The following is a 14,558-nucleotide window of genomic DNA, read 5'->3' as shown; positions in this document are numbered from 1 at the left end:
CTCCTTGATCTTCTTCTCAGCGCTCACAACGCCAGATGTCATCACTCACAGTGCCCATCCCACCGGACATCAGCCCGGCGTGTCGGGCCGAAAACACCGCTACTGTTACAGGCCCCACTAGTGCCTCGTCCATGAAGGTTGGGGCGGTAATTTCGGTTCCCGTGTGATCGTTTCGCTGGGGATGGTTCAGGCTGACGGTTGGAGGTGAGTTGATGGCACGTCAGCCTGAGGTGTTCGTGTGGGAGCTGTCGCCGGAGGAGGCGCAGCGGCTGGTGAGCACGGCGCGGAAGTCGAGGAATCGGGTGCGTATGCGCCGTGCTGGGATCGTGCTGGCCTCGATGCAGGGTCGCATGGTGGGCGAGATCGCCGAACTGTTCGCTGTGTCGGAGGGTCGGGTGCGGGAAGTGATCCATACGTTCAACGAGCGGGGGTTTGCCGCGTTGAACCCAAAATGGAAAGGGGGCAGGCAGGCGAAGACGGGCCGGCAGACGCGTGAGCGGATCTGCCGCATCGCCCGCTGCGGCCCCCGATCGCTGGGACGGCCGTTCTCGGTATGGAGCCTGCCCAAGCTGCGGGACTAGCTCGCCGAGACGGGGCTGATCACCGAACTCAGTGTGGAGACGCTGCGCAAGGTCTTGCGCGCCGGCGTGGTGTCCTGGCAGGCCACGAAGACCTGGAAGGCCAGCACCGATCCGGACTTCGCTAACAAGATGCACCGGATCTTGGCGCTGTACGACCGGCCGCCCCTCGATGGGCGGGTGATCTGTGCGGACGAGTTCGGCCCGCTGAACCTGCAACCGCGGCCTGGCCGCAGCTGGTTCGGCATCGGTCACCCGGCCCGGCAGCGGGCCACGTATAGCCGCCACGGCGGAGTGCGGCACCTGTTCGGCGGGCTGGACCTGGCCAGCGGGCAGATGTTCTACCGCATCCGCGACCACAAGCGCTGGCAGGAGTTCCTGGACTTTCTGCGCCAGCTGCGCAGGCGATTCCCCCACAGCCGGCTCTACGTCATCTGTGACAACTTCGGCCCGCACAAGAAGGCCGAAGTTCGCAGCTGGTGCGCCGCCCACGAGGTCGAACTGGTGTACACCCCCACCAACGCGTCCTGGTTGAACTGGATCGAATGCGAGTTCACCGCGCTGCGCTACTTCGCCCTCGACGGCACCGACCACCGCAGCCACACCGAGCAAGACCACGCACTCGGCGACTACATCCGCTGGCGCAACCAGAAAGCCATGCCCAAACGCCACTTCGCCGTCCACTCCAAGATCCGCAGACAAGATTACCTACCCAACGTCGCTTGACGAGGCACTAGGTCGACAATCTCTAGCTGTCGAAGCGCTGTGCGTGGGTTGAAAACCACGTTTTGCCTGGTGGTGCCCCCGGCAGGAATCGAACCTGCGACCTAGAGATTAGAAGGCTCTTGCTCTATCCAACTGAGCTACGGAGGCCGGGAGACGTTCAGGCTTGCTGCGCGTCTCATGGGGTTGATCGTTCGCGCCTCGTCGTTCGTTTCACGACTACCGCGAACGGGGGAATCTCAACCAGGAGGCAGGGGCGGCCGGGGCCCAGTTCTGTGCGTTCATGATGATGGTGAGCCTACTCAATCGATCTGGAGGTTCGGTGTCGGCACGAACGAGCGTGACCGTGGCCTTTGCGCTGAACGGTGGGTTCTATGCTTCGTGGGCGACCCGGATCCCGGAGCTTTCCGAGCAGGTCGGCGCGGGGCCGGGGGTGCTCGGTCTCGCGCTGCTCGGCACGGCGGCCGGGATGGCGCTCGGGGCGAACCCGGCGGGGCGGCTGTGTGCGCGGTTCGGGGCGCGGTCGGCGGTACTGGTCTCGGCGGTGTTGTTGTTCGTGCTGGTCCCGATGGTTGGCCTGGCCTCTTCGGTCGCGGTGCTCGCGGTTCTGCTGCTGCTGTTCGGCTTCCTGATCGCGACGCTGGATGTGGGCATGAATGTCGGGGCGATGCATGTGGTGCGCCGACTGGACCGGCCGTTGATGCCGGTGTTCCACGCGTGGTTCTCGTTCGGCGGGCTCGCGGGTTCGCTCGGTGCCGGTGCGGCCTCGGGACTCGGTCTTCCGGTGGTCTGGCATCTGCTGCTGGTCTCGGTCATCGGCGCGGTGCTGCTCGGGGTGCTCGGCAGGGAGGTCCCGGATGACCGTCCGGCCGGGCATGCGCGCCCGGCGGGCGGGGTCGCCCCGATGCGGCGGCCGGTGCTGTGGGTGCTCGGCCTGGTCGTGGTGTGCTCCGGTCTCGCGGAGGGGGCGAGTACCGACTGGTCGGCGATGTTCCTGGTGCACGAGCGCGGGGTGAGCACGGCATCGGCCGCGGTGGCCTTCGCGGTGTTCTCGGTGGCCATGGCGGTGAGCAGGCTTGCCGGTGAACGGCTGGAACGCCGGTTCGGGCCGTACCGGCTGCTCATCGGTGCCTCCTCGATCGCCGCGCTCGGGCTGGTGGTCATGGTGCTCGTCCCGCTCGCCTGGGTCGGCTATCTGGGCTTCGGCCTCGCGGGGGCAGGGCTCGCGTTCTGTTTCCCGGTCGCGCTGTCGCTGGCGGGGAGCTCGGGCAGTGGATCGGGGGAGCGGGAGATCGGGTTCGTCTCCGGGATCGCGTACACCGGTTATATGGCCGGCCCTCCGGCGATGGGCGGGATCGCGAGCGCGACCGACTATTCGGTGAGCTTCGGGGTGGTCGCACTGATCGTCGCGGTGATCCCGGCGGCCGCGAAGGGCGCTTCGGTGTTGCGGGCGCGGGCGAAGGTGGCCTCACCGGTCGGGTAGTGGCAGTTCGATGTGCGCGACGGTGCCGCCGCCTTCGCGGTGGGTGAGCCAGGCCGAGCCGTCGTGTGCGGCGACGATCTGGGCGACGATGGACAGGCCGAGCCCGGATCCCGGCAGGGCCCGGGCATCGGCGCTGCGGTGGAAGCGTTCGAACACCCGGTCCAGCTCCTCTTCGGAGACACCGGGGCCACGGTCGGCGACCTCGATCGCCGCGGTGTTCTCGCCGGGGCGCAGCCACACCTCGACCCGTTCCCCGTCCGGGCTGAACTTCGCGGCGTTGTCCAGCAGGTTGAGTAGGGCCCGTTCGAGTGCCGCGCGTTTGCCGTGCACGGTCACCGGTTCGCTGCTGACCTCGAAGGGCACGTCGGGGGTGCGGGCGCGGGCCCTGGAGACGGCCGCGTCCAGTACCGAGGAGAAGTCGAGCTCGATGTGTTCCTCGTGTGCGCCCTGGTCCCTGGCGAGCTCGACGACCTCTTCGGTGAGGGTGCTGAGTTCCCCGATCTGGGCGCGCAGGTCCTCGAGCAGCTTGCGGCGGTCCTCGGCGGCGAGTACTCGTTCGGGGTGTTTTTCGGCGCGCAGCAACAACTCGATATTGGTGCGCAGACTGGTCAGCGGGGTGGCGAGTTCGTGGCCGGCGTCGTCGACGAGCTGGCGCTGCGCGTCCTGGGAGGTGGCGAGCGCGGTGAGCATGGCGTTGACGCTGCGGGCCACGCTGGCCATCTCGGCGGGGTCGCGGCGGGCGACCGGTACCGCTGCGGTGAGGTCCTGGGTCCGCGCGACGTGTTCGGCCGCCCGGCGCACGCTCTCCACGGAACGCAGTCCGCGGCGGGTGAGCGCGTAGCCGAGGCTGACGGTGAGCACTACGACCACGGCGTCGGCGGCGACTAGCACGACGGCGAACCGCTGGAGCGTCTGGTCGGTCTCGGTCAGATCGCGGGCGATCTGGATGGCCTGCCCGGTTTCCCCGCGCACGGTGAGCATCAGGTAGTTCGTGTCGCCGACGGTGACCTTGCGGACCGAATCGCGCTGCTGGCGTTTGGCGATGGCGATATCGACCGGTCCCAGTGGCAGCCGTTCTCGCTGGAAACCCGGCCGCTGGGTGATCCCCTGCCGGGAGACCACACCGAAGAGGGTGTCGATATCGGGGCGGATCCACACCGGGATGGTGGCCAGCTTCAGTGGATCCGTCCGGTGGGCCACCCGCGCCACTTTCTCCCGGAGTGAGGATTCCACCTCGTCGTAGAGCTGGATGCGCAGCAGGAGCCAGACACCGAGGGAGAGGCCGACAACGGCGATGGCCACCATGCCCGCGGTGAGCATGGTCAGCCTTCGCCGTAAGGTCGGCCTGCTCATGGTGCTGTGCCCTTGAGCAGGTATCCGACGCCTCGGATTGTCTCCACGATCCGCTGTTCACCGCCGGCTTCGAGTTTGCGGCGCAGATAGCCGATGTACACGTCGAGGCTGTTCGAGCGGTTGCCGAAGTCGTAACCCCACACCTCGATATAGAGGGCGGAGCGGGTGACCACCTTGCCGCCCGCGCGCAGCAGTGCGGCGAGCAGGCCGGCCTCGGTCTTGGTCAGCTCGATCGTGCGCTGTCCCCGCGTGACGATTCCCGCGGCCAGGTCCATGACCAGCTCGCCGTAGCGCAGCGTGTGCTGGTTCGTCGCGTCTGCCCTGCGCAGCAGCGCGCGCAGGCGGGCGAGCAGTTCGTCCCAGTCGAATGGTTTCACCAGATAGTCGTCCGCGCCCGCGTCCAGCCCGGAGACCCGGTCGTTGACCGCGCGCTTCGCGGTGAGCATCAGCACCGGGGTCCTGCTGCCGTTCGCGCGCAGCCGTCTGCAGGTCTCGAGTCCGTCGAGCACCGGCATCATCACATCGAGCACGACGACGTCCGGGCGGTTCGCGTGCATCGAGTCGAGGGCGGCGAGCCCATTGGTCGCCACCGTGACCTCGTAACCGTCGAAGCGGAGACCGCGCGCGATCGATTCCCGGACCGCGGCTTCGTCGTCAACCACAAGCACGCGCATGTGCCCATCCTCTCCCAGCGGCCGGTGTCCGAGGTGTCGCCCCTCGTGCGTATGCCGAGTTGTACACAGCCTTCCGGGTTGTCCACAGATTTCGTTCGCCCGGTTGTCCAGCGCGGGAAATACGGCATCGTCGGGTTATCCGTTTTTCGTGCGTGAGCCGAGGGGAAATCATGAATCAGACCGTCCTGACCGTTGTGGGCAATGTGGCAACCGAGCCGGTATTGCGGAAAACCGCCGAGCAGATCCCGGTGGCCAATTTCCGGTTGGCCTCCACCGAACGCCGGTTCGACAAGGAACTCGGGCAATGGGTGGACGGGGACACGTTGTTCATCGCGGTGACCTGCTGGCGAAAACTCGCCGAACGGGTCGGCGAGACCTTGCGCACCGGAGATCCCGTCCTGGTCACCGGGAAGATCGTCACGAAGAGTTTCGAGCACGAGGGGAACATGCGCACGGTCACGGAGATGACCGGTTATGCGATCGGCCCGAATATCGCGCGGTGTTCGGTCTCGGTCCGGCGGGCGAACCAAGAGCTCGAACCCGTCGAGTTGGTACCGGAGGTGGCCGCATGAGGAGCTGAATCCGACACGGTCGGGGGATTTCCGTGTTGTCCGCGGCCGAGGGCACGATACGCGCGGTAACACTGGGCGAGATCGCTGGCACGATGTGTGTTCGGCCGTGCGGTTTCGTTCGTGGCCGGTCGCAGCCGCACCGGCGAGCGCATCGGTCCCGGCTCATAGGGCAGGGGTTACGATCTGCCCATGGCGGAGTTCATCTACACGATGAAGAAGGTGCGCAAGGCGCACGGCGACAAAGTGATCCTCGACGACGTCTCCATGTCGTTCTACCCCGGCGCGAAGATCGGCGTCGTGGGGCCGAACGGCGCGGGGAAGTCGAGCGTGCTGCGCATCATGGCAGGGCTGGACCAGCCGAACAACGGCGAGGCGTTCCTCAGTCCCGGTTACTCCGTCGGCATCCTCCAGCAGGAACCGCCGCTGAACGAGGAGACCACGGTGCTCGGCAACGTCGAGGAAGGCGTCGGCGAGATCATGGTGAAGCTCAAGCGGTTCAACACGATCGCCGAGCAGCTCGCCACCGACTACACCGACGAGCTGATGGAGGAGATGGGCAGGCTCCAGGAGGAGCTCGACCACGCCGACGCCTGGGATCTGGACGCGCAGCTTGAACAGGCCATGGACGCGTTGCGCTGCCCGCCACCGGACGCCGAGGTGGCGAGCCTCTCCGGCGGTGAGCGCCGCCGTGTCGCGCTGTGCAAGCTGCTGCTGTCCAAGCCGGACCTGCTGCTGCTCGACGAACCGACCAACCACCTCGACGCGGAGAGCGTGCTCTGGCTCGAGCAGTACCTCTCGAATTACCCGGGCGCCGTCCTCGCGGTCACCCACGACCGGTACTTCCTCGATCACGTCGCCGAGTGGATCGCCGAGATCGACCGGGGGCACCTGCACGGTTACGAGGGCAACTACTCCACTTACCTGGAGAAGAAGCGCGAACGCCTCGAGGTGCAGGGCAAGAAGGACGCCAAGCTGGCCAAGCGACTCAAGACCGAGCTCGATTGGGTGCGTTCCAACGCCAAGGCCCGCCAGACCAAGTCGCGGTCCAGGCTGCAGCGCTACGAGGAGATGGCCGCCGAGGCCGAGCGCAACCGCAAGCTCGACTTCGAGGAGATCCAGATCCCGCCCGGCCCCCGGCTCGGCGATGTGGTGGTCGAGGTCGACGGGCTGCGCAAGGGCTTCGGTGATCGCCAGCTGATCGACGGTCTTTCGTTCACCCTGCCGCGCAACGGCATCGTCGGGGTGATCGGGCCGAACGGGGTCGGGAAGACCACCCTGTTCAAGACGATCGTCGGGCTGGAGTCCCCGGACGAGGGCACGGTGAAGATCGGGGAGACCGTCAAGCTCTCCTACGTCGACCAGAACCGCGCCGGGATCGACCCGGACAAGAACGTGTGGGAGGTCGTTTCCGACGGGCTCGACTTCATCCATGTCGGCGCAGTGGAGATGCCGTCGAGGGCCTATGTCTCCGCTTTCGGCTTCAAGGGTCCCGACCAGCAGAAGCCGGCCGGCGTGCTCTCCGGCGGGGAGCGCAACCGGCTCAACCTCGCGATGACCCTCAAGCAGGGCGGTAACCTGGTCCTGCTGGACGAGCCGACCAACGATCTGGACGTGGAAACGCTCGGCTCGCTGGAGAACGCGCTCGAACAGTTCCCCGGCTGCGCGGTGGTCATCTCGCACGACCGGTGGTTCCTCGACCGGGTGGCGACCCACATCCTCGCCTGGGAGGGCACGGATGAGGATCCGGCGCGCTGGTTCTGGTTCGAAGGCAACTTCGAGGGCTACGAGCAGAACAAGATCGAGCGGCTCGGCCCGGAGGCAGCGCGGCCGCATCGGGTCACGCACCGGAAACTGACCAGGAACTGATCGGAGCGCCGTCGTGGTCGGGCAGCGCAGAGGACAGGGTGGGCTCGCGTCCGGGCCCGCCGCCGAGCTGCTCGCCGCCGCGCGCGGCCAGTTCTGGCGGGCGCCCGAACTGGCCGGGGCCCTGGCCGGGGGTGCGGCGGCGAATGCCGATGACCGGCGGCTGGCCGTGCTCGCCGAGGGGATGGGTGCCGCGGCGCACGGTCCGCACCACGGCGGTGTCCGTGCGGTACTCGACGCGATCGAGCTCGTCGAGGCCGAGGACGATCCCGAGCTCGGTGCCCTGTTGCGGGTCCGGCTCGCCGGGGCCGCCCGTGCTGTCGGCGCACCGAAAGCCGTGCTCGCGGTGGTGCGCCCGATGCTGCTCGCGGGGCGGTCTCCGGGCACGCTCGGCCTGGCACTCGGCGTCGCCTCCGCCGCCCTCGCCCCGTATCGCTGGCGCGATGAGCTGTACACGGTGCTGGTGAACGCCGAACGGCTGTGCGTGCTGGACGACCGGCTGGACACCGACAGCGCGGTGCTCGTCCGCGCCGAGGTGCTCGCGGCGGCGGCGCGTTCGCTGCGGGTCGGCGGGGATCCGGTGGCCGCGGCCGGTTTCGCGCGGGACGGGTTGCGGCTACTCGACGGGATCGCCGCTGCGGTCGCCGCGGGCAGTGGGCTTCCGGCGTTGCTGCGCCTGGAGCTGTTGCTCGCTCTCGCCGCCGAGCCGGCGGCGGCTGCCGAACGCGCCGAGCTCGTGCGGATCGGCACCGCGAGCGTCTTCGAACCGATCCGGGTCAGGGCGGCCGCTCCGGTCGCGTGGCTCGCGCATGCCCTGGCCACCGGCGTGGTGCCCGAGGAACCGGCACGCGAACCGGCGACCCTGCTCGCCGAGGCGGTGCACATCGCGCAGCGGCACGAGGAGTTCGACGTACTCGCCGCCGCGGCGCGGGAACTCGCCGTCCTACAGGAGCAGGCGGGAACACGGGGCGCCGCCAAGACGGTGCGTACCGCGGATCACGCCTCGGCACTGCAGCGCAGGCGGATGGAGACGATCCGCGCCCAGCTCGCCCGCGCCTTCCCCGGGACGAGCACCCGCGAGGAAGACCGCTTGCACCTCGCCGATGCCGAGTACGAGCCCGGAACCGAGGAGTTCCCGCTGCCCGGCACGGTGGCTCCGGACCACGCGGAGCTCGGACACGCGGACCTGGACACGGCGATCGAGGAACTGCTCGTCTTCGCGGTCGAGGCCGGCGGTATCGCGCCCTCCAGCGCGCAGGGGCCGGAATCCGGACCGGACATCGCGGCGTTCGCGCCACCGGAACCTGATGGTCAACAGACGGGGGAGGCGCAGGAGAACGAATCCGTGAGCGCCGCGGCGACCGAGGACGCCCGGCCTGGCCTCGCGCATCTTCCCGGGTTCGTGGTCACCGAGGGCAGTGGTGGACGGCGACGGGCCCCGGCACCCCGGCACGGAGCGGTGGTCGCCGAAGAAGCCATGCCCACGGAGCGGGCGGCACCAGAACAGGCGGCTTCAGCGCAGACGAAACCCGAGCAGACGAAACCCGAGCAGGCAGTTCCAGAGGAGACGGAGCCAAAGGAGACGGAGCCGGTGCCCCCGGAGCAGCGGACACCGGGGCAGCGGACACCGGAACAAGCGCCGCCGCTCGCCCCTGACCTCCCGGAAACGGCTGGCTCGCAGCAACTCGCCGATACACCGGGTGACTACTCGGGCCCGATCCCGGATCCGCGCAGTGCGGCGGAGGCGACCCCGGCCGGTACGGATCATGACGACTCCCTGGGATTCGCCGATCTGCTCGCCAACGCGATGGACGCCTATCACGCCGATCAGCCGGAGCAGGGTGCCGAGGACGACACCGGCGAGGGGCGCAACGGTACCGATCAAGCGCGGGACGACAACGCCGATCCGGAGATCCGTTTCGATTCAGACCTGGCATCGAGTTTCGATCCGGGTACCGACACCAGTCTCGATCCGGGCACCGGCCTCGGCCTCAGCGCGACGCTGGCAAGCCTGGACGAGCACCGGCCGGCGCGGCATCGCAAACCCGAGGCCAATGGGCTCGGCATCCGGCGCTCGGGCAACGGTTCGGGTGGCAGCAAGCACGGCAAACCGGCGAACGAGCCGTGGTACGCCGACTACTTCCAGGCCGACTGGCCGAACTCGGCGGGATCATCCGAGTAGCCCATCGGGCGAGTGCACAACCCCCTGGAAAGCAAGGACACATGCCCGGCACCCGGGCTGTCCGAGGGTGGTGTACCGGCATATGGTGGCTATGGCCCGGCACATGGACGTGCCGGAGATTCAGGCGGAGATAGGTGAAGATGGCGGCCACGCATTCAGGGACGGATTCAACTACACGACAAGGGAACGGCCGGAGCCAAGGGGGAGTCGACGTCGTGGACGCCGACTCGGAACGGTTCCGGGACCGGCTGATCGCCGAAGCCGCGGCGAGTGACGAAGATCTCAGCGAGCTGATCCGGCTGTACTACCGTTATGTGCCGGTCGAGGAGTTCGCCGGTGACGACCCCGCGGATCTCGTCGGCGCGGTGCGGTCGTCCCGTGCGCTCGCCGAGCATCGCGCGCCGGGCAGGCCGGTGGTGCGCATCCTCAATCCCACCCGTGCCGAGGACGGCTGGCGTTCCGCGACCACGGTCGTACAGGTTGTCACCGATGACATGCCGTACCTCGTCGACTCGGTCGCCGCGGAGCTGAGCCGGGCGGACGCCTCGGTGCAGCGGATCGTGCACCCCATCGTCGTGGTGCGCCGTGATGTGGCGGGCAATCTCGTCGAGGTGCTCGCCGATGTGGACCCGGACGAGGTGCCCGAGGGGGCGACCGCGGAGTCCTGGATGCATCTCGAAGTCGACCTGATCACCGATCACGAGCGGGCCCGTGAAGTGGAGAACCGGCTCGTCGCGGTGCTCGGGGATGTGCGCGAGGTGGTCGAGGATTCCGCGCGCATGAAGCAGAAAGCGCTCGAACTCGCCGAGGAACTCGACACCGATCCGCCGCGGCTGGAGTCCGAGGAGGTCGCCGACGGGGCGAACTTCCTGCGCTGGCTGATCGAACGGCACTTCGTGTTCCTCGGCTACCGGCGCTACGAACTGGTCACCGAGGACGAGGGCGAGCCGGGGCAGCGCGCGATGCTGTCCACCGGTCTCGGCGTGCTGCGCGCCGATTCCCTTTCCTCGCGCAAACTGCTCTCCGGTCCGGACACCGCGCTGGCCCCGGAACTGCTCGTGCTCACCCAGGCGAGCGCGCGAGCGAGCGTGCGGCGCAACGTGTTCCCGTACTACGTGGGGCTCAAGACCTTCGACGAGAACGGAGAGGTCGACGGGGAGCACCGGTTCCTCGGCCTGCTCACCGGGAACGCGCTGCACGAGGATGTGCTCGACATTCCGGTGATCGAGCGGAAGGTGCGCAACATCATCCGGCGCGCCGGATTCCCGCTGAACTCCTATTCCGGGCAGCGGATGCTCGACACGATGCAGACCTATCCGCGTTCGGAGCTCATGTCCACCAGCGAGGACGAGCTCTACGGCATCGTCACCGGGGTGCTCGCCCTCGCCGACCGGCGCATGCTGCGACTGTTCCTGCGCAGGGATCCGTACCGGCGTTTCTACTCCTGTCTGGTGTACCTGCCGAGGGACCGGTACACCACGCGCGGGCGGCGCACGATCCAGGAAGTGCTGGAATCCGAACTGGGCGGGGAACAGCTGGAGTACGGGGTGAGCATCGGCGAGTCCGAACTGGCCCGCGTGCACTACATGATCAACACCGATCCCTCGGCCGAGCATCCCGAGGTGGATGTCGCCGCGCTGCAGCAGAAGCTGATCGACGCGACGCGGACCTGGGACGACCTGATGACCGACGCCGTGCTCGCCGAGCAGTCCGGTGAGGGCAACGGGGTGGAACTGACCAACGGCACCCTCACCGAGCAGGTGACGCGGCTGGCGAACTCGTTCCCCGCCGCGTACAAGGAGGACTTCGGCGCCGAGATCGGCCTGAACGACCTGCACCGGCTGAACAATCTGTCCACAAAGGACTTCTCGCACACCCTGGAGATGTCCTTCTATGTGCCGCTCGATGCGGACGCGGGGCAGCGACGGTTCAAGATCTACCACGTCGGTGAGCGCATCACGCTGACCCAGGTGCTCCCGGTGCTGCAGCGGATGGGCGTCGAGGTGGTCGACGAGCGGCCGTACCAGGTGTTCCGCGAGGACGGGGTCGGCTGCTGGATCTACGACTTCGGGCTGCACGTTCCGCCGGGGGTACTGGACCGGCTCGAAGAGGATGTCGCCGCGGTCCGGGGCCGGTTCGAGCGCGCCTTCGAGGCGGCGTGGACCGGCAACGCCGAGGTCGACGGGCTGAACTCGCTCGTGCTGCGCGCGGGGGTGGACTGGGAACAGGCCGCCGTACTGCGCGCCTACGTGAAATACCTGCGCCAGGCGGGAATCCAGTACAGCCAGGACTACATCGAGTCCGCGATACTGCGCAACACCCGGATCGCGACCCTGCTCATCCAGCTGTTCGAGGCGCGGTTCGATCCGAACCGTTCGGAACGCGAGCGGGAAAGCACCGCCGAGGACCTGACCACCGAGGTGCTCGCCCTCATCGACGAGGTCACCAGCCTCGACGAGGACCGCATTCTGCGCAGCCTGCACAACCTCGTCACCGCCACCCTGCGCACCAGCTACAACGTGTGCGACGAAAACGGTGATCCGCGTGGCTACCTCGCCGTCAAGCTCGACCCGAGGCGGATCCCCGAACTGCCGGAGCCGAGGCCGCGGTTCGAGATCTTCGTGTACTCGCCCCGGTTCGAGGGTGTGCACCTGCGCTTCGGGCCGGTCGCGCGCGGCGGCCTGCGCTGGTCGGACCGCAGGGAGGACTTCCGCACGGAGATTCTCGGGCTGGCCAAGGCGCAGCAGGTCAAGAACGCGGTGATCGTGCCGCTGGGCGCCAAGGGCGGGTTCGTGCTCAAGCGCGCGCCCGCACCGACCGGGGACCCGGGCATCGACCGGGAGAACACCCAGCGCGAGGGCGTCACCTGCTACCGGATGTTCGTGTCCGCGATGCTCGACCTCACCGACAACCTGCGCACCGTCGACGGTGTCCGCGAGGTCGTGCCCGCCAAGGACGTCGTGCGCTACGACGGCGACGACAGTTACCTCGTGGTCGCCGCGGACAAGGGCACGGCGACCTTCTCCGATATCGCCAACGAGGTCTCCAAGTCCTACGGCTTCTGGCTCGGTGACGCGTTCGCTTCCGGTGGCTCGGTCGGCTACGACCACAAGGGCATGGGCATCACCGCGAAGGGAGCGTGGGAGAGCGTCAAGCGGCACTTCCGCGAGCTCGGCGTGGACACCCAGCGGGAGAGCTTCACCGTGGTCGGGGTCGGCGACATGTCCGGGGACGTGTTCGGCAACGGCATGCTGTGCTCGGAGCACATCCGCCTGGTCGCCGCGTTCGATCATCGGCACATCTTCATCGACCCGGAGCCGGACGCGGCCACGGGGTATGCCGAGCGGCGCCGGATGTTCGAGCTGCCCCGCTCCTCCTGGGCCGACTACGACCGTTCACTGATCAGCGAGGGCGGCGGGATCTGGCCGAGGACCGCCAAGTCGATCCCGGTTTCCCCGCAGGCGGCCGCGGCGCTCGGGCTCGAACCGGGTGAGCTCTCCCCGGCCGAGCTGATGACCGCGATCCTGCGCGCGCCGGTCGATCTGCTCTGGAACGGCGGGATCGGCACCTACGTGAAGGCCTCCACCGAGACCCAGGCGGACGCGGGCGACAAGGCCAACGACGCGATCCGGGTCGACGGCGGCGAGCTGCGGGTCAAGGTGGTAGGCGAGGGCGGCAACCTCGGATGCACCCAGCGCGGGCGCATCGAGTTCGCCAGGGCAGGCGGCAAGATCAACACCGACGCGCTGGACAACTCGGCCGGAGTCAGCTGCTCCGACCACGAGGTCAACATCAAGGTGCTGCTCGACCAGCTGGTCGCGGACGGGACCCTGGATCCGGCCGCGCGTGACGAACTGCTGCTCGAGATGACCGACGAGGTCGGCGAACTCGTGCTCGGCGAGAACTACGCGCAGAACGAATTGCTCGGGGTTTCCCGCTCGCACGCGGCGAACATGCTCACCGTGCACGCGCGCCTGGTCAACGATCTGGTCCGGAACCACGGCCTGGACCGGGAGATCGAGGCGCTGCCGAGCAAGGCCGAATTCCGCAAGCTGGACAAGGAAGGCAAGGGTCTCACCTCGCCGGAACTGGCCACCCTCGTCGCGCACGTCAAGCTGACGCTCAAACAGCAAGTACTGGACTCCGACCTGCCGGACGCCGAGGTGTTCGCCGCGCGGTTGCCCGAGTACTTCCCGAGCAAGCTGCGTGAGCGGTTCGGTGACTCGATCTTCCGGCACTCGCTGCACCGCGAGATCACCACCACCGCACTGGTGAACGAACTCGTCAACGGGGCGGGCGTGTCCTTCGCATTCCGGCTCGCCGAGGAGATCAGCGCGACCACCACCGATTCGGTGCGCGCCTACACCGCGGTGACCCGGATCTTCCGGCTCCCCGAGTTGTGGCGCAAGATCGAGGCGCTGGACAACGTGGTCAGCAGTGCGGTGCAGGACGAGCTGATCCTGGAGACCCGCAGGCTGCTCGACCGGGCCTGCCGCTGGCTGCTGTCCAACCGTCCGCAGCCGATCGCGGTCGGCGCGGAGATCAGCCGGTTCGCCGAACCGGTCGGCGCGCTGCTGCCCCGTGCGATGGAACTGTTGCGCGGCGGGGAGCGCGAGCTCGCCGAGGGACGGGCACGGCGCTGGACCGAAGCGGGTGTGCCCGCCGAGTTCGCGAGCGCGATCGGCGGACTGCTCAACTGCTACGGACTCCTGGATGTCATCGAGGTGTCCGAGCTCGCCGAGCAGGATGCCGGGTTCGCCGCCGAGCGGCCCGTCGAGGAGACCACGGAGCTCTACTTCGCGCTCTCCGAGCACCTGTCCGCGGACGAGATGCTCACCTCGGTCTCCGAGCTCGACCGCGGAGACCGCTGGCACGCCCTCGCCAGGCTGGCACTGCGCGACGACCTGTACGGCTCGCTGCGCAGCATCACCCTCGACGTGCTTCGCCAGTCCGATCCGGGTGACGCGGCCGCGGTCAAGATCGACAAGTGGGAGCGCTCCAACTCCTCGCGGCTGGCCCGCGCGCGTGGTGCGCTCACCGAGATCGCCGAGTCCGGCTCCCATGATCTGGCCACATTGTCGGTCGCCGCGCGGCAGGTGCGTAACATGGTCCGCTGATCGTTTTTCCGGA

9 protein-coding genes and 1 tRNA gene are annotated in these 14,558 nt (G+C 68.2%); 7 read left to right on the top strand and 3 right to left on the bottom strand.

Annotation, left to right across the window (positions count from 1 at the left end; genetic code table 11):
• Positions 1–212 precede the first annotated feature (212 nt).
• A complete protein-coding gene (locus A37U_RS54305; protein WP_020502616.1) occupies positions 213–581 on the top strand; it encodes a helix-turn-helix domain-containing protein in 369 nt (122 codons plus the stop codon).
• A gap of 33 nt (positions 582–614) precedes the next feature.
• The gene (locus A37U_RS54300; RefSeq protein ID WP_020502615.1) at positions 615–1,304 is read left to right on the top strand and encodes an IS630 family transposase; all 690 of its coding nucleotides are present in this window, start codon (positions 615–617) and stop codon (positions 1,302–1,304) included.
• 70 nt (positions 1,305–1,374) lie between these two features.
• On the opposite strand, the gene A37U_RS0141755 is transcribed toward A37U_RS54300, so the two are convergent.
• Positions 1,375–1,451: transfer RNA gene (locus A37U_RS0141755), tRNA-Arg, on the bottom strand.
• 172 nt (positions 1,452–1,623) lie between these two features.
• On the opposite strand from A37U_RS0141755, the gene A37U_RS0141750 reads away from it, so the two are divergent.
• Positions 1,624–2,784: an MFS transporter gene (locus A37U_RS0141750; protein WP_026198199.1), complete on the top strand. Its 1,161-nt coding sequence runs from the start codon at positions 1,624–1,626 to the stop codon at positions 2,782–2,784.
• On the opposite strand, the gene A37U_RS0141745 is transcribed toward A37U_RS0141750, so the two are convergent.
• Positions 2,770–4,137, bottom strand: coding sequence for a sensor histidine kinase (locus A37U_RS0141745; RefSeq protein WP_063712911.1), 1,368 nt, complete (start codon positions 4,135–4,137; stop codon positions 2,770–2,772). The two genes, A37U_RS0141750 and A37U_RS0141745, sit on opposite strands and share 15 nt — an antisense overlap.
• Positions 4,134–4,811, bottom strand: a complete 678-nt coding sequence (locus A37U_RS0141740; protein WP_020502612.1) for a response regulator transcription factor — start codon at positions 4,809–4,811, stop codon at positions 4,134–4,136. Before A37U_RS0141740 ends, A37U_RS0141745 begins: the two co-directional genes overlap by 4 nt.
• 170 nt (positions 4,812–4,981) lie before the next feature.
• Here A37U_RS0141740 and ssb point away from each other — a divergent pair, with 170 nt between their 5' ends.
• The 4 genes from ssb to A37U_RS0141720 all read left to right on the top strand — a co-directional run bounded on the left by ssb (position 4,982) and on the right by A37U_RS0141720 (position 14,545).
• A complete protein-coding gene (gene ssb / locus A37U_RS47975; RefSeq protein WP_051111867.1) occupies positions 4,982–5,383 on the top strand; it encodes a single-stranded DNA-binding protein in 402 nt (133 codons plus the stop codon).
• A 189-nt stretch (positions 5,384–5,572) separates the two neighbouring features.
• Entirely contained in the window at positions 5,573–7,249 is a 1,677-nt protein-coding gene (ettA, locus tag A37U_RS0141730) for an energy-dependent translational throttle protein EttA (RefSeq protein WP_020502611.1), read from the top strand.
• A gap of 13 nt (positions 7,250–7,262) precedes the next feature.
• Complete coding sequence (locus tag A37U_RS0141725) at positions 7,263–9,428, top strand: hypothetical protein (RefSeq protein WP_026198197.1); 2,166 nt, start codon at positions 7,263–7,265, stop codon at positions 9,426–9,428.
• 140 nt (positions 9,429–9,568) lie between these two features.
• Positions 9,569–14,545 (top strand): NAD-glutamate dehydrogenase, encoded by a 4,977-nt coding sequence (locus tag A37U_RS0141720; protein WP_083934286.1) that lies wholly within the window; start codon positions 9,569–9,571, stop codon positions 14,543–14,545.
• The last annotated feature ends 13 nt before the right edge of the window (positions 14,546–14,558 follow it).

Source organism: Sciscionella marina DSM 45152 (assembly GCF_000379465.1).
Classification (GTDB): Bacteria; Actinomycetota; Actinomycetes; order Mycobacteriales; family Pseudonocardiaceae; genus Sciscionella; species Sciscionella marina.
This window is presented reverse-complemented; position numbering and strand designations above follow the sequence as displayed.